This window comes from Streptomyces sp. V4I8, from assembly GCF_041261225.1.
Taxonomy (GTDB): Bacteria; Actinomycetota; Actinomycetes; order Streptomycetales; family Streptomycetaceae; genus Streptomyces.
Genome location: NZ_JBGCCN010000001.1, coordinates 4,208,374 through 4,230,722, shown reverse-complemented (window position 1 = coordinate 4,230,722; position 22,349 = coordinate 4,208,374). Strand labels below are relative to the sequence as shown.

Annotated in this window: 14 protein-coding genes and 3 rRNA genes; 9 read left to right on the top strand and 8 right to left on the bottom strand. The window is 67.2% G+C overall.

The features are described 5' to 3' along the window. The first annotated feature begins 15 nt into the window (after positions 1-15). Positions 16-999 carry a cation diffusion facilitator family transporter gene (locus ABIE67_RS19155; RefSeq protein WP_370259044.1) on the top strand — a complete coding sequence of 328 codons (984 nt, stop codon included), beginning with the start codon at positions 16-18 and terminating at the stop codon, positions 997-999. Positions 1,000-1,074: 75 nt separating this feature from the next. Here the strand turns inward: ABIE67_RS19155 and lepB are convergent, their stop codons facing one another. Together lepB and ABIE67_RS19145 are read right to left on the bottom strand one after the other, a co-directional pair. Further along, the gene (gene lepB / locus ABIE67_RS19150; protein ID WP_370268730.1) at positions 1,075-1,686 is read right to left on the bottom strand and encodes a signal peptidase I; all 612 of its coding nucleotides are present in this window, start codon (positions 1,684-1,686) and stop codon (positions 1,075-1,077) included. Positions 1,687-1,860: 174 nt separating this feature from the next. Beyond that, positions 1,861-3,924: a fructose-specific PTS transporter subunit EIIC gene (locus tag ABIE67_RS19145; RefSeq protein WP_370259043.1), complete on the bottom strand. Its 2,064-nt coding sequence runs from the start codon at positions 3,922-3,924 to the stop codon at positions 1,861-1,863. Positions 3,925-4,438: 514 nt separating this feature from the next. Here ABIE67_RS19145 and ahcY point away from each other — a divergent pair. Together ahcY and ABIE67_RS19135 are read left to right on the top strand one after the other, a co-directional pair. Beyond that, the gene (ahcY, locus tag ABIE67_RS19140) at positions 4,439-5,896 is read left to right on the top strand and encodes an adenosylhomocysteinase (protein ID WP_370259042.1); all 1,458 of its coding nucleotides are present in this window, start codon (positions 4,439-4,441) and stop codon (positions 5,894-5,896) included. 162 nt (positions 5,897-6,058) lie between these two features. Further along, positions 6,059-6,673: a hypothetical protein gene (locus ABIE67_RS19135; RefSeq protein WP_370259041.1), complete on the top strand. Its 615-nt coding sequence runs from the start codon at positions 6,059-6,061 to the stop codon at positions 6,671-6,673. 4 nt (positions 6,674-6,677) lie between these two features. Here ABIE67_RS19135 and ABIE67_RS19130 read toward each other — a convergent pair whose 3' ends face one another. After that, positions 6,678-7,628 (bottom strand): RDD family protein, encoded by a 951-nt coding sequence (locus tag ABIE67_RS19130; protein ID WP_370259040.1) that lies wholly within the window; start codon positions 7,626-7,628, stop codon positions 6,678-6,680. A 130-nt stretch (positions 7,629-7,758) separates the two neighbouring features. Between ABIE67_RS19130 and ABIE67_RS19125 the strand changes: the two genes are divergently transcribed. The 4 genes from ABIE67_RS19125 to rrf all read left to right on the top strand — a co-directional run bounded on the left by ABIE67_RS19125 (position 7,759) and on the right by rrf (position 14,480). Further along, entirely contained in the window at positions 7,759-8,766 is a 1,008-nt protein-coding gene (locus ABIE67_RS19125) for a stage II sporulation protein M (RefSeq protein WP_370259039.1), read from the top strand. Between the two features lie 554 nt (positions 8,767-9,320). Further along, positions 9,321-10,846, top strand: a 16S ribosomal RNA gene (locus ABIE67_RS19120). A gap of 307 nt (positions 10,847-11,153) precedes the next feature. Continuing rightward, positions 11,154-14,275: ribosomal RNA gene (locus tag ABIE67_RS19115) — 23S ribosomal RNA — on the top strand. Between the two features lie 88 nt (positions 14,276-14,363). After that, a 5S ribosomal RNA gene (gene rrf, locus ABIE67_RS19110) occupies positions 14,364-14,480 on the top strand. Together the 16S, 23S and 5S rRNA genes form the textbook arrangement of a ribosomal RNA operon. Positions 14,481-14,590: 110 nt before the next feature. On the opposite strand, the gene ABIE67_RS19105 is transcribed toward rrf, so the two are convergent. From ABIE67_RS19105 to ABIE67_RS19085, 5 genes are read right to left on the bottom strand one after another with little or no spacing between them, the layout of a single operon-like run. Then, complete coding sequence (locus ABIE67_RS19105; protein ID WP_370259038.1) at positions 14,591-15,901, bottom strand: DUF58 domain-containing protein; 1,311 nt, start codon at positions 15,899-15,901, stop codon at positions 14,591-14,593. Next, positions 15,901-16,890: a MoxR family ATPase gene (locus ABIE67_RS19100; protein WP_128429017.1), complete on the bottom strand. Its 990-nt coding sequence runs from the start codon at positions 16,888-16,890 to the stop codon at positions 15,901-15,903. The genes ABIE67_RS19105 and ABIE67_RS19100 overlap by 1 nt, the downstream gene beginning before the upstream one ends. Further along, complete coding sequence (locus ABIE67_RS19095; protein WP_370259037.1) at positions 16,890-18,092, bottom strand: DUF4350 domain-containing protein; 1,203 nt, start codon at positions 18,090-18,092, stop codon at positions 16,890-16,892. Before ABIE67_RS19095 ends, ABIE67_RS19100 begins: the two co-directional genes overlap by 1 nt. Then, the gene (locus tag ABIE67_RS19090; RefSeq protein WP_370259036.1) at positions 18,089-18,862 is read right to left on the bottom strand and encodes a DUF4129 domain-containing protein; all 774 of its coding nucleotides are present in this window, start codon (positions 18,860-18,862) and stop codon (positions 18,089-18,091) included. The genes ABIE67_RS19095 and ABIE67_RS19090 overlap by 4 nt, the downstream gene beginning before the upstream one ends. A 4-nt stretch (positions 18,863-18,866) precedes the next feature. Further along, the gene (locus tag ABIE67_RS19085) at positions 18,867-20,195 is read right to left on the bottom strand and encodes a hypothetical protein (protein ID WP_370259035.1); all 1,329 of its coding nucleotides are present in this window, start codon (positions 20,193-20,195) and stop codon (positions 18,867-18,869) included. A gap of 140 nt (positions 20,196-20,335) precedes the next feature. Between ABIE67_RS19085 and mtnA the strand changes: the two genes are divergently transcribed. Continuing rightward, a complete protein-coding gene (mtnA, locus tag ABIE67_RS19080; protein WP_370259034.1) occupies positions 20,336-21,487 on the top strand; it encodes an S-methyl-5-thioribose-1-phosphate isomerase in 1,152 nt (383 codons plus the stop codon). Positions 21,488-21,659: 172 nt separating this feature from the next. Further along, entirely contained in the window at positions 21,660-22,349 is a 690-nt protein-coding gene (mtrA, locus tag ABIE67_RS19075; RefSeq protein WP_187284748.1) for a two-component system response regulator MtrA, read from the top strand.

The window sequence follows — 22,349 nt, the reverse complement described above, 5'->3', positions numbered from 1 at the left end:
GGGACAACGCGACACATGAGCGCGTCAGGCGGAACCAAGGCGATCGTGGCGGCACTCGCCGCCAACCTCGCGATCGCGGCAGCGAAGTTCGTGGCGTTCGCGTTCAGCGGCTCGTCGTCGATGCTCGCCGAGGGCGTGCACTCGCTCGCCGACTCCGGCAACCAGGCCCTGCTGCTGGTCGGCGGCAAGAAGGCCAAACGCGAGGCGACCCCGCAGCACCCCTTCGGCTACGGCCGCGAGCGCTACATCTACGCCTTCCTCGTCTCGATCATCCTGTTCTCCGTCGGCGGCATGTTCGCCCTCTACGAGGGCTACGAGAAGATCAAGCACCCGCACGAGATCGAGCACTGGTACTGGCCGGTCGGCGTCCTCGTGTTCGCGATCATCGCCGAGACCTTCTCCTTCCGTACGGCCATCAAGGAGTCCAACGTCCTCCGGGGCAGGAAGTCCTGGAAGGAGTTCGTCCGCCACGCCAAGGCCCCCGAACTGCCCGTCGTCCTCCTGGAGGACCTCGGCGCGCTGGTCGGTCTGGTCCTCGCCCTGGGCGGTGTCAGCCTGGCCCTGCTCACCGGCGACGGCGTCTGGGACGGCATCGGCACCATCTGCATCGGCATCCTGCTCGTCCTGATCGCCGTCGTCCTGGCCATCGAGACCAAGTCGCTGCTGCTCGGTGAGTCCGCGGGCGTCGAGGACGTCCAGAAGATCGAGGCCGCGATCGTCGACGGCGACGTCGTCACCCGCATCATCCACATGCGCACGCTCCACCTCGGTCCCGAGGAGCTCCTGGTCGCCGCCAAGATCGCCGTCCAGCACGACGACACGGCCACCGAGATCGCCTCCGCCATCGACGCCGCCGAGGCCCGCATCCGCGAGGCCGTCCCGATCGCCCGCGTGATCTACCTCGAACCCGACATCTACAGCGAGGCCGAGGCGGCGAAGGGCGCCGACCGCGAGGCGGCGCCCGGCGGACCGGCCGCGCCGCACGGCACCGAGCACTGAGGTCCGTACGACCGTGACGGGGGCCCGCCGAACGACTCGGCGGGCCCCCGTCGCGTATCCCGGCCTCCGGTCCGATCACAAGTGCTCGGGCCACAACACCAGTTGCGCCGGCCGCTTCCGGACGTTCCGTGCCGCGAACCCGAACACGATTCCGACGAGCGCCAGCAGAAGCCCGAGCAGCGCGGCCCCGGCGAGCAGCAGCGGCATCACAGAGCTGTCGGTCACCCGGCCCACGACCGCCCCGACGGGCACCGTCCCGCCGTGATCATCGGCGAAGAAGCGCGAATCGCGTGAGTTCACGCGGTGGTCACCGAGCAGGAACAGCCGGCCCTCCGGCACAGCCACGTCGTACGGCCGATGCATCCCGTCGGCGACGCCGTCCTGCACATACGACTCGCTGAGCGGCTTCCCGTCGATGGTGATCCGCTCGCGCGCCGTGCCCGCGTTCTCGCAGCACACGACACGGTCGCCGCCGACGCCGATGACACGCTGCATGACGGTCACCCCGCCCGGGTAGCGCTCCGGCGCCGCGTACAGCACCACGTCACCCCGCCTCACCTCGTCCCCGTCGACGCGCTCGGCGACGATCCGGTCCCCGACGGCGTACGTCGGCGTCATGTTCTCGCTCGACACGGTCGACAGCACATAACCCGTCCGCAGCCACAGCACGGACGCGATCACGAGCACCAGCCCCAAGGGACCCACCAACCACGCCGTAACCGCGAGTCTTCGCGCCTGCCCCATTGCCACTCTCGCCACTCCCTCCCCACACGGAACATCCGCGGCGGCCGAGAGTAGCGGCCGTCTGTGAACCGTCCGTGCGTGCGGGCCCACGGCATGACGGCCGCGGGCCCGCACCGGCTACCGGATCTCGCTCAGCACACCCAGCACCGCCCGCTCGTCACCGGCCGCCAGCAGCCGCTCCCGGAACCCGGCGTCCATCAACTTCCGTGACAGCAGCGCCAGAATCCGCAGATGCTCATCGCCCGCGGCCGCCTCCGGTACGGCGATCATGAACACCAGCCTCGCCTGCGTACCGTCCGGTGAGCCCCACTCGACGCCCTCCGCGGACCGCGCGAAACCGACGATCGGCGCCGTCACCGCCTCCGTCTTGGCATGCGGAATCGCGATCTCCTCACCGAGCCCGGTCGTGCCCTGCGCCTCCCGCCGAAGCGCGGTCGCCACCAACTCGTCGACGTCCGCGACCTTGCCGGCACCTGCCAGCAGCCCCGCCATCTCGCGGATGGCGGACTCCTTGTCGGTGGCCTCGAGTTCGACCTTGACGGTCTGCTCGGTGAGATAGCCGGAGAGGACTTCGGCCGGGGCAGTCGCTGACTCGGGTACGACCCGCTGCGCCACGACACCACCAGCGTCCGGCGCTCCCACGGCGGCACCAGCACCCGGTGCTCCGACCCCCGCCCCGACCAGCACGGGCTCAAGCCCGACCGCCGCACCGGGAACCGCCTGCCCACGCCGCCTGCGCTCACCGAGGTCGACCAGGGCGACCGTCGTCAGCGCGGTGACGGCCGTGCCGATCAGCACGGCCACGAAGAACATCGGCACGCCGCTCACCGCGCCCAGCACCGCCACGATCGGCCCGCCGTGCGGCACCGCGTCCTCGACGCCGGCGACCCCGGCGATCGCACCGGCGACCGCGCCGCCGAGCATGTTGGCCGGGATGACCTGCGCGGGTCGCGCCGCGGCGAACGGGATCGCGCCCTCGGAGATGCCGAAGCAGCCCATGAACAGCGAGGCGAGTCCCGTCTCCCGCTCCTGCTCGGAGTAGAGCCGCTTGCGTATCAGCGTGGCGAGGCCCTGACCCAACGGCATGACGGGGATCGCCGCCGCGCACATGCCCATGACCGTCTGGTTGCCGGTCGCGATGAGCCCGGCGCCGAACAGGAACGCCGTCTTGTTGACCGGCCCGCCCATGTCGAACGCGATCATCAGCCCCAGAATCGCCCCGAGCAGGATCGCGCTCGTGCCGGTCATCCCGCTGAGCCAGGTGGTCAGGTGCTCGAACACCCACGAGATCGGCTTCCCGATGACGTAGATGAAGAACAGGCCGAGCGCCGTGGTCGCCACGATCGGGATCACGATGATCGGCATGATCGGCTGCGCGAACTTCGGGACCTTGATCTTCTTGATCCACAGCACCAGATACCCGGCGAGGAAGCCGGTCACGATCGCCCCGATGAACCCGGCGCCCGCCTCGGAGTCGTACAGCGAGCCGGTGTTGGCGATCCAGCCACCGATCATGCCCGGCACGAGCGCGGGTCGATCCCCGATGGCATACGCGATGTAACCGGACAGAATCGGCACCATCAGCGTGAAGCCGATCACGCCGATGTTGTTCACGTCCATCCAGAAGGAGTCCTTCGGGATGACCAGACCGCCCGACGGGTCGGTGTGCCCGCCGAGCGAGAGCGAGATCGCGATCAGCAGCCCGCCGACCACGACGAACGGGATCATGTAACTGACCCCGTTCATCAGCGCCTTGTACCCGACGCTCCGCTCCCTGCCGCCGCCGCCCGCGGGGGCGGTGGGGGCGCCCCCTTCCGTGTGCACGGGCGCCGACAGCACCTGCTCGATCAGCCGCTCGGGGCGGCGAATGCCCTCGGCCACCCCGACCGTCAGGACCCGCTTGCCCGCGAAACGGCTCAGGTCCACGTCCTTGTCCGCAGCGACGATGACGCCGTCCGCGTGCTTGACATCGTTGTCATCGAGAACGTTTTCAGCCCCGATGGATCCCTGCGTCTCCACCTTCATGTCGATACCGCGGCTCTCGGCGGCCTGCGCGAGCTTCTCAGCCGCCATGTACGTGTGGGCGATGCCGGTCGGGCACGCGGTCACCGCGAGCAACCTCAACCGCTTCTGCTCGCCACTGCCGCCGCCCGTGGGGGGAGGGCCGGCCGGACTCGTCACGTCGATCTCCTAACGCCTTTGTCACGCGGCGACGCCGTCCCGGACGCCCCGCGAGATCGATCAGTTGTTCAGAACTCCCGGGCATCCTGCACCACCTCGCCGCAGACTCAAAGGCGCGAATGCCCCGCATCCTCCCGCTCTGTCGCCTCCTGCGCGCCCTTCGTTGGTGTCCTGTTATCGCTCCCGCACAGCACTCCCGCACACCACCGTCACCACCTGCCGCTGCCCCGGGCGACCCCTCCGCCCTCCCCGCTCCGAACCCCGTGATGGCGCGAACTGTTCGCAGGCGGACTGGGGACGGCCCGGCCTCCCGGTGTAGCTTGGGACAGAGCCAGACGTCGCTGCTGATGGCGGTCGGGCGGTCCCGACGCGGACCGACCGAGGGAGAGAGGGCCTCCGACGGACTGTGCTGCGCGCACGCGGGCATGCCTGTGTCCTCTTCGGGCACCCCTGTGTCCGCCGCCGCGCAGACCAGCCGTACCCACCTCGCCCCGATCCCGAGGAGCAGCTCGTAATGACGACTGTCGACCACCGACAGGACTTCAAGGTCGCCGACCTCTCCCTGGCCGAGTTCGGCCGCAAGGAGATCACCCTCGCCGAGCATGAGATGCCCGGCCTGATGGCGATCCGCAAGGAGTACGCCGAGACGCAGCCGCTGGCCGGCGCCCGCGTCACCGGCTCCCTGCACATGACCGTGCAGACCGCCGTCCTCATCGAGACCCTGGCCGCGCTCGGCGCCCAGGTCCGCTGGGCGTCCTGCAACATCTTCTCCACCCAGGACCACGCCGCCGCCGCGATCGCCGTCGGCCCGAACGGCACGCCCGACAACCCGCAGGGCATCCCGGTCTTCGCCTGGAAGGGCGAGACCCTGGAGGAGTACTGGTGGTGCACGGAGCAGGCCCTGACCTGGCCGGACAGCCCCACCGGCGGCCCGAACATGATCCTCGACGACGGCGGTGACGCCACCCTCCTCGTCCACAAGGGCGTCGAGTACGAGAAGGACGGCAAGGTTCCGGACGTCGACACCGCCGAGTCCGACGAGCACCGCGTCATCCTCGAACTCCTGCACCGCACCATCACGGACGGCTCGCAGAAGTGGACCCAGCTGGCCTCCGAGATCCGCGGCGTGACCGAGGAGACCACGACCGGCGTCCACCGCCTGTACGAGATGCAGCGCGACGGCGTCCTCCTGTTCCCGGCGATCAACGTGAACGACGCCGTCACCAAGTCGAAGTTCGACAACAAGTACGGCTGCCGCCACTCCCTGATCGACGGCATCAACCGCGCCACCGACGTCCTGATCGGCGGCAAGACCGCGGTCGTCTGCGGCTACGGCGACGTGGGCAAGGGCTGCGCGGAGTCCCTGCGCGGACAGGGCGCCCGCGTGATCGTCACCGAGATCGACCCGATCTGCGCGCTCCAGGCGGCGATGGACGGCTACCAGGTCACGACCCTCGACGAGGTCATCGACAAGGCCGACATCTTCATCACCACGACCGGCAACAAGGACATCATCATGGCCTCGGACATGGCCAAGATGAAGCACCAGGCGATCGTCGGCAACATCGGCCACTTCGACAACGAGATCGACATGGCCGGCCTCGCCAAGGTCCCGGGCATCGTCAAGGACGAGGTCAAGCCGCAGGTCCACACCTGGACGTTCCCTGACGGCAAGGTGCTCATCGTCCTGTCCGAGGGCCGCCTGCTGAACCTGGGCAACGCCACCGGTCACCCGTCCTTCGTGATGTCCAACTCCTTCGCGGACCAGACCCTGGCCCAGATCGAGCTGTTCACCAAGCCGGACGCCTACCCGACCGGCGTCTACACGCTGCCCAAGCACCTGGACGAGAAGGTCGCGCGCCTCCACCTGGACTCGCTCGGCGTGAAGCTGACGAAGCTCCGCCCCGAGCAGGCCGCGTACATCGGCGTAGAGGTCGAGGGTCCGTTCAAGCCGGACCACTACCGCTACTGAGCCGAGTCGCTCCTCAGAGGCAGGCCCCCGCACCCCCGTGTCGGGGGCCTGCCCCTTTGGCCGTGCGGCCTCTTCAGTCCACGCGACCCAGGTGCCCCGTCCGGCCGGACAAGACCGTCAAGCCACCAAGAGTCACAAGAGCCATCAAGACCCAGGACCCCGATGCCCCGCGGCCGCTATTCGCTCCATGATCCGCACGATCACACCCCCCTCGCAGAAGAGCACTTCCACTGCGCCCCCGGCCCTTCCGGCTGGCGCTACGTCTCCCAGCTGACCACCCCTGCGGGCGATCACAGCGGCTCCGTCGACCTCACCCTGGACGAACTCGGCCGCCCCCTCCGGCTCGAACTCCACGCAGGTGGCTGGCAGGTACGCGGTGCCGCCCTCGACGGCGTCACCTGGGTCCGTACCGACCCCACCGGGGACCAGGCCACGGAAGGCAATGTGCGCGCCCATGCCTTCACCGGGACGTCCCCCGCGTTCCTCATCGCCACCACTCGTCTCCTGCGCCTCACCCCCTCCGATTCGGCAACCCGCGTCCGCCTCGTGGCGCTCACGGACCCGGTCCTGGCCCCGCGCACCGTGGACCAGTCCTGGGCCCTGGTGAACAGACAAACACACGCCACTGACAACGCCCCTCTGACCGTGGACGAATACCAGGTCACAGCCCTGGACACGGGCGAGCAGCACGCCGTACACATCGCGGGCGACGTGGTCCTCGCGGCCCCGGGCATCGAGCTGGAGGACCTGGACTCGCCGCCGTCGACGTTCGCTTGAGCGACTAGGCCGGTGGCGCAAAGCCGGTGGCGGGCCGGTCGTCCGATGCAGCGTCGTGGGGCGCCGGAGGCTGCCGTACGGCGTGGTGCGGTGATGCAGCGGCGGGCGGCGGCATGACGGGTGGGCCGTACGCGCCCGGTCCGCCGGCCGCGGCTTTGCCACTGCCCGCAGCACCTGCGCCGCCGGCCGTCCCGCCCGCAGCCGGTCCGCTGCCGAAGGCCCGCCGCGCCTCCCGCGTCTGCCGTTCCTGCAGAACCGCCGCCAGATACGCCGCCGGCGGCACACCCTGCGGCGCCGGAGAACCCGTACGCGCCGCGAGATCCGTCGCGAGGCGCTCCGCCATGCTCCAGCCGACCTGAGGGTCGAGTTGCTGCATCCGAGTCAGGTACTGGCGAATGGCGAGCCACAGGCCATCGGGAACCGCCGACAGATCAAGCCCCGTGAACCGCCCGGCCAACCACGGCGGAGGCGGGGGAACGAAGCCCGTCCGCGCGAGGGGCACTCGTTCCCGTACGACGAGCGTCCCGGCGAACACGTCACCGAGACGCCGCCCGCGCGCGGACACCAGCGAAGAGATGACAGCGACGACGCCCAGCGTCATCAGAATCTCGATCACGCCTATGAGGCCGCGCACCAGTGCGTGCCGGAACCGGATCGGTCCGCCGTCGTCACGCACCACCCGCAGCCCGCACGCAAGCTTCCCGAGAGAGCGCCCGTGACTCAGCGTCTCGACCGCGATCGGCCCGCCGACCAGCAGCAGAACGAACATCGCGATGGACAGGGCGGTCTGCGCCGCCTCGTCCAGAGAAGCGGTGGCCGCCACCACACCAATCGTGACGACGATGTAGGCGATCACGGCCACAGCCAGATCGAGCAGCACGGCCAGGGCCCTGCTGGGCAGCTTCGCGGGGCGCAACTCCAGCGCCACCGCCTCGCCCGTGACCAGCTCACTCACGCCGTCCGCCCTTCCCCTGACCTGCCTTTGGAATGGCCAGTCTGCCAAGCTGAGGGCGCATCGCGCCGCAGTACGACAAGCTGACGTCCACGATGAGTCGCCGACGAACAACGGGGGAGCAGGAAAGCAGATGGACCTCGACGTCTTCGTCACCGCCCACCGAGCCGAGTGGGACCGCCTCGACGCCCTCCTCGGACGCCAGCGCCGCCTCACCGGTGCCGAGGCCGACGAACTCGTCACCCTCTACCAGCGCACCGCCACCCACCTCTCCCTGATCCAGTCCAGCGCCCCCGACCCTCAGCTGACCGGTCGCCTCAGCCAACTGGTGGCACGCGCACGTAGTGCCGTCACAGGGACCCGACGCGCCTCCTGGCGCGATGTCACCCACTTCCTCACCCACGGATTCCCCGCCGCGGTCTACCGTTCGCGCCACTGGTGGGTCCCCACAGCACTCCTCTCCACCCTCGTTGCGGCCCTGCTGGGCTGGTGGATAGGCGCCCATCCCGAAGTACAGGCCACCATCGCGGCCCCCAGCGAACTGCGCGAGCTCACCCGCCCCGGCGGTCAGTACGAGACGTACTACTCCAGTCACCCTGCGGCGTCTTTCGCGGCCCAGGTCTGGACGAACAACGCCTGGGCCGCCGCCCTCTGTCTGATCCTCGGCGTCTTCCTGGGCCTCCCGGTGCTCTGGATCCTCTTCCAGAACATGCTCAACCTCGGCGTCGGCTTCGGCCTGATGTCCTCCGCAGGCCGCCTGGACACCTTCCTCGGCCTAGTCCTGCCGCACGGGCTCCTCGAACTGACCGCGGTCTTCGTCGCCGCCGGCACAGGCCTACGCCTCGGCTGGACCCTCGTCGACCCGGGCCCCCGCACCCGACGCGCCGCCCTCGCAGAAGAGGGCCGAGCCGCGATCGGCATGGCGATAGGCCTGGCCCTGGTCCTCTTCGTCTCCGGCGCCATCGAAGGCTTCGTCACCCCATCGGGCCTGCCCACCTGGGCACGCATCAGCATCGGCGTCGTCGCTGAACTGGCCTTCCTCGCGTATGTCTATGTCCTCGGCGGACGTGCCGCCCGCGCCGGGGAGACGGGCGACGTCGAGGCGGCCGAGCGCAGCGCCGCCGTTCCGACCGCGGCCTGATGTGCGGACACGCCTGTTCAACTGCTAGTCTCCTCTTCGCCCCACAGGAGCCGTTGACACGGAGCGTGTGGGGGAGGTAGATTCGAACAGTTGCCTGGAAGTGGATGTAGGTCCCACCGGGCAGAGTGAGCGTCTGTCTGCTTCAGCGGAACATCGATTCCCGAGAAGCCCCCGATCATTCGGAAATGAGCGGCTGGTCTGTCCGGCCCGGAACTTCTGATAAAGTCGGAAACGCCGGAAAGGGAAACGCGAAAGCGGAAACCTGGAAAGCGCCGAGGAAATCGGATCGAAAAAGATCTGATAGAGTCGGAAATGCAAGACCGAAGGGAAGCGCCCGGAGGAAAGCCCGAGAGGGTGAGTACAAGGGAAGCGTCCGTTCCTTGAGAACTCAACAGCGTGCCAAAAATCAACGCCAGATATGTTGATACCCCGTCTCCAGCATCTGCTGGGGCGAGGTTCCTTTGAAAAAACACAGCGAGGACGCTGTGAACGGCCGGGCTTATTCCGCCTGGCTGTTCCGCTCTCGTGGTGTTCATCCCGATTACGGGAAAACATTCACGGAGAGTTTGATCCTGGCTCAGGACGAACGCTGGCGGCGTGCTTAACACATGCAAGTCGAACGATGAACCACTTCGGTGGGGATTAGTGGCGAACGGGTGAGTAACACGTGGGCAATCTGCCCTTCACTCTGGGACAAGCCCTGGAAACGGGGTCTAATACCGGATATCACTCTCGCAGGCATCTGTGAGGGTCGAAAGCTCCGGCGGTGAAGGATGAGCCCGCGGCCTATCAGCTTGTTGGTGAGGTAATGGCTCACCAAGGCGACGACGGGTAGCCGGCCTGAGAGGGCGACCGGCCACACTGGGACTGAGACACGGCCCAGACTCCTACGGGAGGCAGCAGTGGGGAATATTGCACAATGGGCGAAAGCCTGATGCAGCGACGCCGCGTGAGGGATGACGGCCTTCGGGTTGTAAACCTCTTTCAGCAGGGAAGAAGCGAAAGTGACGGTACCTGCAGAAGAAGCGCCGGCTAACTACGTGCCAGCAGCCGCGGTAATACGTAGGGCGCAAGCGTTGTCCGGAATTATTGGGCGTAAAGAGCTCGTAGGCGGCTTGTCACGTCGGGTGTGAAAGCCCGGGGCTTAACCCCGGGTCTGCATTCGATACGGGCTAGCTAGAGTGTGGTAGGGGAGATCGGAATTCCTGGTGTAGCGGTGAAATGCGCAGATATCAGGAGGAACACCGGTGGCGAAGGCGGATCTCTGGGCCATTACTGACGCTGAGGAGCGAAAGCGTGGGGAGCGAACAGGATTAGATACCCTGGTAGTCCACGCCGTAAACGGTGGGAACTAGGTGTTGGCGACATTCCACGTCGTCGGTGCCGCAGCTAACGCATTAAGTTCCCCGCCTGGGGAGTACGGCCGCAAGGCTAAAACTCAAAGGAATTGACGGGGGCCCGCACAAGCAGCGGAGCATGTGGCTTAATTCGACGCAACGCGAAGAACCTTACCAAGGCTTGACATGCACCGGAAACGTCTGGAGACAGGCGCCCCCTTGTGGTCGGTGTACAGGTGGTGCATGGCTGTCGTCAGCTCGTGTCGTGAGATGTTGGGTTAAGTCCCGCAACGAGCGCAACCCTTGTCCTGTGTTGCCAGCATGCCCTTCGGGGTGATGGGGACTCACAGGAGACCGCCGGGGTCAACTCGGAGGAAGGTGGGGACGACGTCAAGTCATCATGCCCCTTATGTCTTGGGCTGCACACGTGCTACAATGGCCGGTACAATGAGCTGCGATACCGCGAGGTGGAGCGAATCTCAAAAAGCCGGTCTCAGTTCGGATTGGGGTCTGCAACTCGACCCCATGAAGTCGGAGTTGCTAGTAATCGCAGATCAGCATTGCTGCGGTGAATACGTTCCCGGGCCTTGTACACACCGCCCGTCACGTCACGAAAGTCGGTAACACCCGAAGCCGGTGGCCCAACCCCTTGTGGGAGGGAGCTGTCGAAGGTGGGACTGGCGATTGGGACGAAGTCGTAACAAGGTAGCCGTACCGGAAGGTGCGGCTGGATCACCTCCTTTCTAAGGAGCACTTCTAGGCTGCCTCGGCAGTCCAGAGGCCAGTACATCGGCGAATGTCTGATGCTGGTTGCTCATGGGTGGAACGTTGATTATTCGGCACGGTTCAGTATGGATGAGAGCGTTAGTACTGCTTCGGCGTGGAACGCGAAGCTCATCAACTGATCGTGTCGGGCACGCTGTTGGGTGTCTGAAGTAACGGCCGTGAGGTTGTGCTTCGGAAGCCGGCCCCAGTGAACTCCGGTTTGTACCGGGGGTGATGGGTGGCTGGTCGTTGTTTGAGAACTGCACAGTGGACGCGAGCATCTGTGGCCAAGTTTTTAAGGGCGCACGGTGGATGCCTTGGCACCAGGAACCGATGAAGGACGTGGGAGGCCACGATAGTCCCCGGGGAGTCGTCAACCAGGCTTTGATCCGGGGGTTTCCGAATGGGGAAACCCGGCAGTCGTCATGGGCTGTCACCCATACCTGAACACATAGGGTATGTGGAGGGAACGCGGGGAAGTGAAACATCTCAGTACCCGCAGGAAGAGAAAACAACCGTGATTCCGGGAGTAGTGGCGAGCGAAACCGGATGAGGCTAAACCGTATACGTGTGAGACCCGGCAGGGGTTGCGTGTACGGGGTTGTGGGATCTCTCTTTCACAGTCTGCCGGCTGTGAGGCGAGTCAGAAACCGTTGATGTAGACGAAGGACATGCGAAAGGTCCGGCGTAGAGGGTAAGACCCCCGTAGTCGAAACGTCAGCGGCTCGTTTGAGAGACACCCAAGTAGCACGGGGCCCGAGAAATCCCGTGTGAATCTGGCGGGACCACCCGCTAAGCCTAAATATTCCCTGGTGACCGATAGCGGATAGTACCGTGAGGGAATGGTGAAAAGTACCCCGGGAGGGGAGTGAAATAGTACCTGAAACCGTGTGCCTACAAGCCGTGGGAGCGTCGGACATCAGCTTGCTGGTGTCTCGTGACTGCGTGCCTTTTGAAGAATGAGCCTGCGAGTTTGCGGTGTGTTGCGAGGTTAACCCGTGTGGGGAAGCCGTAGCGAAAGCGAGTCCGAATAGGGCGGTATAGTAGCGCGCTCAAGACCCGAAGCGGAGTGATCTAGCCATGGGCAGGTTGAAGCGGAGGTAAGACTTCGTGGAGGACCGAACCCACCAGGGTTGAAAACCTGGGGGATGACCTGTGGTTAGGGGTGAAAGGCCAATCAAACTCCGTGATAGCTGGTTCTCCCCGAAATGCATTTAGGTGCAGCGTCGTGTGTTTCTTGCCGGAGGTAGAGCACTGGATAGGCGATGGGCCCTACCGGGTTACTGACCTTAGCCAAACTCCGAATGCCGGTAAGTGAGAGCGCGGCAGTGAGACTGTGGGGGATAAGCTCCATGGTCGAGAGGGAAACAGCCCAGAGCATCGACTAAGGCCCCTAAGCGTACGCTAAGTGGGAAAGGATGTGGAGTCGCAGAGACAACCAGGAGGTTGGCTTAGAAGCAGCCACCCTTGAAAGAGTGCGTAATAGCTCACTGGTCTAGTGATTCCGCGCCGACAATGTAGCGGGGCTCAAGCGTACCGCCGAAGTCGTGTCATTGCAGCATATAGGGCCAACGCCTGCTGTGATGGGTAGGGGAGCGTCGTGTGCCGGGTGAAGCCGCGCCGGAAGGCAGTGGTGGACGGTTCACGAGTGAGAATGCAGGCATGAGTAGCGATTCACACGTGAGAAACGTGTGCGCCGATTGACTAAGGGTTCCTGGGTCAAGCTGATCTGCCCAGGGTAAGTCGGGACCTAAGGCGAGGCCGACAGGCGTAGTCGATGGATAACCGGTTGATATTCCGGTACCCGCTGTGAAGCGTCAAACATTGAACCAGGCGATGCTAAGTCCGTGAAGCCGCCCTGGAGCCTTCGGGCAAAGGGGAGTGGTGGAGCCGACGAACCAGACTTGCAGTAGGTGAGTGATGGGGTGACGCAGGAAGGTAGTCCATCCCGGGCGGTGGTTGTCCCGGGGTAAGGGTGTAGGACGTCAGGTAGGTAAATCCGCCTGGCACATAGTCTGAGACCTGATGCCGAGCCGATTGTGGTGAAGTGGATGATCCTATGCTGTCGAGAAAAGCCTCTAGCGAGTTTCATGGCGGCCCGTACCCTAAACCGACTCAGGTGGTCAGGTAGAGAATACCGAGGCGTTCGGGTGAACTATGGTTAAGGAACTCGGCAAAATGCCCCCGTAACTTCGGGAGAAGGGGGGCCACGTCTGGTGAGAGGACTTGCTCCTCGAGCTGGGGGTGGCCGCAGAGACCAGCGAGAAGCGACTGTTTACTAAAAACACAGGTCCGTGCGAAGCCGTAAGGCGATGTATACGGACTGACGCCTGCCCGGTGCTGGAACGTTAAGGGGACCGGTTAGTCACTCTTCGGGGTGGCGAAGCTGAGAACTTAAGCGCCAGTAAACGGCGGTGGTAACTATAACCATCCTAAGGTAGCGAAATTCCTTGTCGGGTAAGTTCCGACCTGCACGAATGGCGTAACGACTTCTCGACTGTCTCAACCATAGGCCCGGTGAAATTGCACTACGAGTAAAGATGCTCGTTTCGCGCAGCAGGACGGAAAGACCCCGGGACCTTTACTACAGTTTGATATTGGTGTTCGGTTCGGCTTGTGTAGGATAGGTGGGAGACTTTGAAGCGGGCACGCCAGTGTTCGTGGAGTCGTCGTTGAAATACCACTCTGGTCGTGCTGGATGTCTAACCTGGGTCCGTGATCCGGATCAGGGACAGTGTCTGATGGGTAGTTTAACTGGGGCGGTTGCCTCCTAAAGAGTAACGGAGGCGCCCAAAGGTTCCCTCAGCCTGGTTGGCAATCAGGTGTTGAGTGTAAGTGCACAAGGGAGCTTGACTGTGAGACCGACGGGTCGAGCAGGGACGAAAGTCGGGACTAGTGATCCGGCGGTGGCTTGTGGAAGCGCCGTCGCTCAACGGATAAAAGGTACCCCGGGGATAACAGGCTGATCTTCCCCAAGAGTCCATATCGACGGGATGGTTTGGCACCTCGATGTCGGCTCGTCGCATCCTGGGGCTGGAGTCGGTCCCAAGGGTTGGGCTGTTCGCCCATTAAAGCGGTACGCGAGCTGGGTTTAGAACGTCGTGAGACAGTTCGGTCCCTATCCGCTGTGCGCGTAGGAGTCTTGAGAAGGGCTGTCCCTAGTACGAGAGGACCGGGACGGACGAACCTCTGGTGTGCCAGTTGTTCTGCCAAGGGCATGGCTGGTTGGCTACGTTCGGGAGGGATAACCGCTGAAAGCATCTAAGCGGGAAGCCTGCTTCGAGATGAGGACTCCCACCCACTTGATGGGGTAAGGCTCCCAGTAGACGACTGGGTTGATAGGCCGGATCTGGAAGCACGGTAACGTGTGGAGGTGACCGGTACTAATAGGCCGAGGGCTTGTCCTCAGTTGCTCGCGTCCACTGTGTTGGTTCTGAAACCACGAACAGCCCCATGCCTGGTCACGGCGTGGTGCGGCTGACAGTTTCATAGTGTTTCGGTGGTTATAGCGTGAGGGAAACGCCCGGTTACATTCCGAACCCGGAAGCTAAGCCTTACAGCGCCGATGGTACTGCAGGGGGGACCCTGTGGGAGAGTAGGACGCCGCCGAACAAATTTTGAAGAAAGCCCCCGGCCGGGGATACCGGTCCGGGGGCTTTCTGCGTTTGTGCACCTTTTGATTTGGGGGGCCTCCGCACGAGAGCCCCCTTCGATTTCCCCCTTTACAGGCGTCCCGCCGTCTTGAGGGCCAGATACGCGTCTGCCAGGGCCGGCGCGAGTTCTTCCGGCGTCGCGTCGACGACCGTAACGCCATGGCGGCGGAGTTGATCTGCCGTACGGTGGCGCTCGGTTTGGGACTGGGTGGCGGCTGCGGCTTCGTACACGGCGTCCGTGTTTCCGCGTGCAGAGGCCATGCGGGCGATGTGGGGGTCCGCCACTGATGCCAGTAGGACGGTGTGGCGTTGCGTTAGCTGGGACAGGACCGGGAGCAGGCCCTCCTCGATGGGCGCCGCGTCGAGGGACGTGAGCAGCACGATCAGGGAGTGGCGGGGTGCCGTACGGAGAGCCGTTGCGGTGAGGCCTCGGGCGTCTGTTTCGATCAGCTCGGGCTCGAGGGTGGCCATCGCGTTGACCAGGGAGGGGAGGACGTCGCCTACTGTGCGGCCCTGGACGAGGGCGCGTACTCGGCGGTCGTAGGCAAGGAGCTCCACTCGGTCGCCGGCTCGGGCGGCGAGGGCGGCCAGGAGGAGGGCCGCGTCCATGGAGGCGTCCAGGCGTGGAGCGTCGCCGACGCGGCCTGCCGAGGTTCGGCCGGTGTCCAGGACGAGGAGGATGTGGCGGTCGCGTTCGGGGCGCCAGGTGCGTACGGCGACCGTGGACTGGCGGGCTGTGGCGCGCCAGTCGATGGAGCGGGTGTCGTCGCCGGGGACGTACTCGCGCAGGCTGTCGAATTCTGTGCCCTCGCCGCGAGTGAGGACGCTGGTGCGGCCGTCGAGTTCGCGCAGGCGGGCCAGTTTGGAGGGCAGGTGCTTGCGGCTGGTGAATGGGGGGAGGACTCGTACCGTCCAGGGGACCTTGTGGGTGCCTTGGCGGGAGAAGAGGCCCAGAGGGCCTGATGAGCGGATTGTCACGTGGTCGGCCTGGCGGTCGCCGCGGCGGGTGGGGCGTAGGCGGGTGGTGACGCGGCGGCGTTCGCCGGCGGGGACCGTTACACGGTGGCGGGAGGCTGCCACCTCTGTGCCGGGCTGCCAGCTGCTGGGGGGCCAGGCGTCGCGGAGGTGGGCGCGGAGCGGGCGGTTGGAGGGGTTGGTCACCGTGAGGGTGACGTCGGCTGTCTCGCCCAGGCGTACGGAGGTGTCGCCGGAGCGGGTCAGGCCCAGGCGTCGTACTGGTGCTGCCAGTGCGAAGTCGCAGGCGCAGGCCACCGCGAGGGGGGCGTTGACCGCGAGGATGCCCGTCCAGCTGGGGTCCCAGAGTCCTACGGGGAGGGAGCCCAGGGCCGCGAGGAGTGCGGCGCGTCCGGTGAGTGCCATCAGCGGGGGACGGGGACGTGGGCGAGGATCGCGTTGATCACGGAGTCGGCGGTGACGCCTTCCATCTCTGCCTCGGGGCGCAGTTGTACGCGGTGGCGGAGGGTGGGGAGGGCGAGGGCCTTCACGTCGTCGGGGATGACGTAGTCGCGGCCTGTCAGCCAGGCCCAGGCGCGGGCGGTGGCCAGGAGGGCCGTGGCACCGCGGGGCGAGACGCCCAAGGTGAGTGACGGCGATTCTCGGGTGGCTCGGCAGATGTCGACCACGTAGGCGGTGATCTCCGGGGAGACCGTCGTCTTGGCGACCGCCGCGCGGGCGGCCTCGAGGTCCGCGGGGCCCGCCACGGGGCGTACGCCGGCGGCGCGCAGGTCGCGTGGGTTGAAGCCCTCGGCGTGGCGGGTGAGGACGTCGATCTCGTCCTGGCGGGAGGGGAGCGGGATCGTGAGCTTGAGGAGGAAACGGTCCAGCTGGGCCTCGGGGAGGGGGTACGTGCCCTCGTATTCCACCGGGTTCTGGGTTGCCGCGACGAGGAACGGGTCGGGGAGCGGGCGGGGGGTGCCGTCGACCGTGACCTGGCGTTCCTCCATGGCTTCCAGGAGGGAGGACTGGGTCTTGGGCGGGGTTCGGTTGATCTCGTCGGCCAGGAGGAGGTTGGTGAAGACGGGGCCGGGCTGGAAGGAGAACTCGGCGGTGCGGGTGTCGTAGACGAGGGAGCCCGTCACGTCGCTCGGCATGAGGTCGGGGGTGAACTGGACGCGCTTGGTGTCGAGTTCGAGTGCGGATGCGAGAGCGCGGACGAGGAGTGTCTTGGCGACGCCGGGGACTCCTTCGAGGAGGACGTGTCCGCGGCAGAGGAGGGCGACGACGAGGCCGGTCACGGCGGGGTCCTGGCCGACCACGGCTTTGGCGATCTCGGCGCGCAGGGCTTCCAGGGAGGCACGGGCGGTGCCCGGGTCCCCGGTGTTCCCGGCGTTGTCAGTGGTCGGGTCCATCATGGACGGCGTACCTCTCTTTCGAGGGCGTCGAGTTGGTCGGCGAGGGCTATGAGCGCCGCGTCGTCGCTGGGCGGCGGGCCGAAGAGGAGGGTGTGCAGGCTCTGTCCGTCTCCGTGGTTGTGGAGGTGGGCGGACAGGGCGGGGAGCAGGGACTCGGGCGCGTGCGCCTGGGTGATGGGGACACCTACGAGGGGGGCGAGGCGCGTGCGGGTGGTGGAGCGAAGAGCGGCGGCCGCGCGGTCGCGGGCGTTGGATTTGCGGTAGAGGCGGGCGCGGCCTTCGACGGTTTCGGAGGCGCGGATCGCCACGGGGAGTTTTTCGGGCACCAGGGGGCCGAGTCGGCGTGCCCGCCAGAGGGCGGCCAGGGCTGCGGCGATGAAGAGCTGCAGTGTGCCCCAGAGCCAGCCCGAGGGGAGCAGGTCGAAGAAGCTGCGTTCGTCGTCCGGGTCGGCGGCCGACGTGTCGGAGAGCGAGGGGAGGTACCAGACCACATGGGGGCGGGAACCGAGGAGTTGGAGGGCGAGCGAGGCGTTGCCCTGCTCGTCGAGGCGGTCGTTGTAGAGGATGTCGGGCGAGCCGAGGACGACGGTGTCGCCGTTCCCGGTCGGGTCCGGGACGCGCAGCAGGGTGGCCAGGCGCTCGCTGGGGTAGCACTCGTCGGCGTCGAGGTGGGTGGTGGTGTAGCGGACGCCGCCCAGGTCGGCGGTGCCCGCGCGCTGGGCGGCGGGCAGGGCGCAGTCGGGGGCGAGCTCCGAGTCGAGGCTGGTGGCGGGGTCCGCGGTGACACCGGGGGCGAGTCGTTCGACCGACGAGCTGCCGGGGGCGACGAGGACGGTACGGCCGCCGGCGCCGGCGGTCGACGAGTGCAGCCAAGTCTGTTGACGGTGCGTCAGCAGATCGGGGGCGGCGACGAGGACGGTGGTGTCCGCGGAGGCCGCGGCGCGGGCGTCGTCCAGGGTGGTGACCACGCGCGTGTCGACGCCGCGGTCGGCGAGGAGTTCGGCGACCGCTCGGCTGCCTCTGTGGTCGGCGGAGCGTGGGTCGAGGACGCCGTGGTGGGCGTCGGAACGGATCGTGGCGATCACGACGGCTGCCACGAGCAGGAGGACGACGGCGGCTGCGATGCCTCGCGTGCGGGTCCAGACCTGGCGGGCGGTGGGCGAGGCCGAGGTGGACGGGGGCGTGGCCTCGGTGGTCATTCGGCGGCTCCCTGGCGGGCGTTGGGGGCCGTGATGGGGGCGCTGCTCGCGAGTTGTGGCTTGGTGCTCTCCAGGTCGCGGTCGAGTTCCGCGATGCGCTGGTACGCCTGCTGGGTCGCGGTCCTGCCGCCGTATGTCACGTCGTCGAAGTCCCGGGCCGAGGCGCGCAGCCGGTCCGTGTGGGCGGGCAGGGAGCGGCCTGCTTCGGCGGCGGCTTCGTCCGCGGTGCGGCCGGGGTGGATGTCGAGTAGTGCGCGTTCCTCCAGGGAGCGGACGATGGCGCGCATGCGTTCCTGGACTGCCTGGTTCCAGTGGCCTTGGGCGGCGTGCGCCTCGGCGGCGGCGCGGTGTTCGGCGGCGCTGCGGGGGCGGTCGTCGAACAGGGCGGCGGAGGAGGTGGGTTGGCGGCGCGGGGTGCCGAGGCGCCACCACAGGGCGCCGAGGACCGCGACGACGACCAGGATGACGACGACCAGGCCGAGCGGTCCTCCGGGTGTCACGGTCGAAGCGCTGCTGAACAGGTCCTCGACCCAGTCCCAGAAGGCGTCCAGGGCACGCTGGAACCAGCTGGGGTCGTTCTCGTGGTACATGCCCTTGGACAGCTCACGCTGGGCTGCTTCCCGCGCGGGATCACGCGGGATCGTCAGCGGTGGCTCGTCGTCCGAGCGCGCCAGTAGCGACAGTGTGGATGCGTCGGCGCGCAGCAAGGCGCGTGCGGCCGCGTCCGGCAGCGCTGACGCCGTCGTGAGAACTCCCCCCGTCAGGCTCACCGGTTCAGCTCCCCGGGGTGCCGGGGCCGTAGTTCTGGACGCCGGCTGCGCGGGCCAGTTCGAGGTCGAGGGCCTCGCGGCGGATGCGCTGGTCGATGTAGAGCAGGACGGTGACGCCGGCGGTGATCGGGAAGGTGATCATGGAGCCGATCACCGAGCCGACGCCGCTGATGATGAGGAATGTCCAGCCGAATTCGGTGGTGCCGTTGAGGAAGCTGGTGGCGCCGTCGCCGCTGACGGCGCCGGCGAGGAAGGTGAAGGGGATGACGACGATCGCCGCGATGACGTTCGCGATGATCGTGGCGAGCAACTGGATGCCGAAGACGCGCCACCAGGAGCCGCGGACCAGCTTCGCGGAGCGGCTCAGGGACTTCATGATGCCCTGCTTCTCCAGCATCAGCGCGGGCGAGGCGAGGGAGAAGCGGAACCACAGCCACAGCGCGACGATGCCGGCGCCGAGGATGCCCAGGACGGTGAGTCCCCCGCCCGCTCCGCCGGAGCCCGTGGCGGCGACGAGGATGCCGGGCACGGCACCCGCGATCACCAGGCCGAAGGTCATGAGCAGCAGCAGGAAGAGCAGGCCGAAGAGCTGCAGTACCTGGGGGCGGGCGTCTCGCCAGGCCTCGCCGGTGGTCACCGACTTGCCGAGTACCGCGCGGCTGGTGACCGTCGTCAGCAGGGCGGTCGCGATGATCGCCCCGATCACCGAGATCAGGAAGAGCACGCTGGAGCTGATCAGGGCGTCGCCCGTGGCGCGGGTCAGCTCGCTGAGGGTGGCGTCCGGGTCGTCGAGGGCCGCGGTGTTGAGGCGGTCGTTCAGGACGAAGCCCTGGACGAGGATGACGAGGATCTCCGTCACGATCGCGACGGTCAGGGAGATGCCCAGGACCGTGCGCCAGTAGGTGCGCATGGTGGAGACCGCGCCGTCGAGGATCTCGCCGACGCCAAGGGGGCGCAGCGGGATCACGCCGGGCTTGGCCGCGGGCGGTGGGCCGCCCCAGCCGCTTCCCCAGGGGCCGCCGCCCGGGGCGCCGTAGCCGGGGTGGCCGCCGCCGTATCCGCCGGGGCCGGCGGGTGGGTGAGCGCCCCAGCCCGGGCTGGGGGGCGGTGGGGGTGGCGGGGTCTGACCGGGCGCCTGGGGGCCTGTCGGGGCGGACCACTGGCCGGGGGGCGGCTGCTCCTTGGACCACTTCGGGTTGGAGTCCTGTGGGTCCGTTCCCGGCTGCTGCGCGGGGTCGGGGCGGTCTGCGGGCTCGGCAGGGCCGGACGCGCCGGGTTCCTGGCCGTCGGACGGGGCGGATCCGGGCGAGGCCCAGCCCGGAGTGTCTTTCATCGTCGCTCCTTCACGGTGCCCGTCCGCGGTCGCGGTGGCAGGTTGGCAGCCATCGTGCCATGGGGTGGGCCACGACGTATCGGCCGCGGTATGGGCTGCACACCTTCAATTGTCCGCCGTAGAACGGGCAGACTGACGGCATGGCTGATCAGTACGCGCAATTCGGCGAGGACGGCAGGCCCAAGGAGATTCCGGCGATTCGGTGGGAGGAACCACCCGAAGGTCCCGTACTGGTCCTTCTCGATCAGACGAGACTGCCGGCCGAGGAGGTCGAACTGGTCTGTACGGACGCGCCGGTGCTGGTGGAGGCGATCTGTTCGCTCGCCGTGCGCGGGGCGCCGTTGCTCGGGATCGCCGGGGCGTACGGCGTCGCGCTCGCCGCCGCGCGCGGGTTCGACGTGGAGGACGCCGCGGAAGCGCTGGCGGGTGCCCGGCCCACGGCGGTGAACCTTGCCGTCGGCGTGCGCAGGGCTCAGTCCGCGTATCGGGCCGAGCTCGCCAGGAGCGGGGACACGGAGCAGGCGGCCGCCGCCGCGCTGGGTGCGGCGCGGGCGCTGCACAAGGAGGACGCCGAGGCCAGCGCACGGATGGCCGAGCGAGGGCTGGCGCTGCTGGACGAACTGCTGCCCGGTGGCGGGCACCGCGTCCTCACGCACTGCAACACCGGGGCGCTGGTGTCGGGCGGTGAGGGCACGGCTTTCGCGGTGGCGCTCGCGGCGCACCGGGCCGGGCGGCTCAGGCGGCTGTGGGTGGACGAGACGCGGCCGTTGCTGCAAGGAGCTCGCCTCACGGCGTACGAGGCGGCGCGCAACGGCATGGCGTACACCCTGCTCACGGACAACGCGGCGGGCTCCTTGTTCGCCGCCGGTGAGGTGGACGCGGTGCTGATCGGGGCGGACCGCATCGCGGCCGACGGTTCGGTGGCGAACAAGGTGGGGAGCTATCCGCTCGCGGTTCTGGCGCGCTATCACCATGTGCCGTTCATCGTGGTCGCGCCGCTGACGACGGTGGATCTGGACACGGCGGACGGGACGTCCATCGAGGTCGAGCAGCGCCCGGGGTTCGAGGTGACCGAGATCGTGGCGCCTCAGGTGCCGGTGGCCGGAGGGGAGCCGGGGGGCGGGGTTCCGGTGGCGCCGCTGGGGACCCAGGCGTACAACCCGGCGTTCGACGTGACGCCGCCCGAGCTGGTGACGGCGATCGTCACCGAGGAGGGAGCCGTGTCGCCCGTGACGGCGGAGGCGTTGGCCGAGCTGTGTGCCGGGGCGAGGCGGGTCACGGAGACGTTCTGAGGCGGCCGCCGGAGCAGTGGACGCCGCCGTAGGGCGGGCAGAGTGGGGTGAACCCACTCAAAGGTCACACCCTGTGATGTGGCCGAGGGCAGACAGTGGCGACGGCGTACGGCTAAGGTCACTGGCCGGTGACCTACCTCACCTGAGCCTTCGCCACTGTTATGAGAATGGGATGATGTCGTTTATGAAGGGACGAGTCCTTGTCGTCGACGACGACACCGCACTGGCCGAGATGCTCGGCATCGTGCTGCGTGGTGAAGGTTTTGAGCCGTCTTTCGTAGCCGACGGCGACAAGGCGCTGGCCGCGTTCCGGGAGAGCAAGCCCGATCTGGTGCTACTCGACCTGATGCTGCCCGGCCGGGACGGCATCGAGGTGTGCCGCCTGATCAGGGCGGAGTCCGGTGTGCCGATCGTGATGCTGACGGCCAAGAGCGACACCGTCGATGTCGTCGTGGGCCTGGAGTCCGGTGCCGATGACTACATCGTGAAGCCGTTCAAGCCGAAGGAGCTTGTCGCCCGGATCCGGGCGCGGCTGCGGAGGTCGGAGGAGCCGGCGCCCGAGCAGCTCGCCATCGGTGACCTCGTCATCGACGTGGCCGGGCACTCGGTGAAGCGGGACGGGCAGTCGATCGCGCTGACGCCGCTGGAGTTCGACCTGCTGGTCGCGTTGGCCCGTAAGCCGTGGCAGGTGTTCACGCGCGAGGTGCTCCTCGAGCAGGTGTGGGGCTACCGGCACGCGGCCGACACCCGTCTGGTCAACGTGCATGTGCAGCGGCTGCGTTCCAAGGTCGAGAAGGACCCGGAGCGGCCGGAGATCGTGGTGACCGTGCGCGGCGTCGGTTACAAGGCAGGGCCGAGCTGA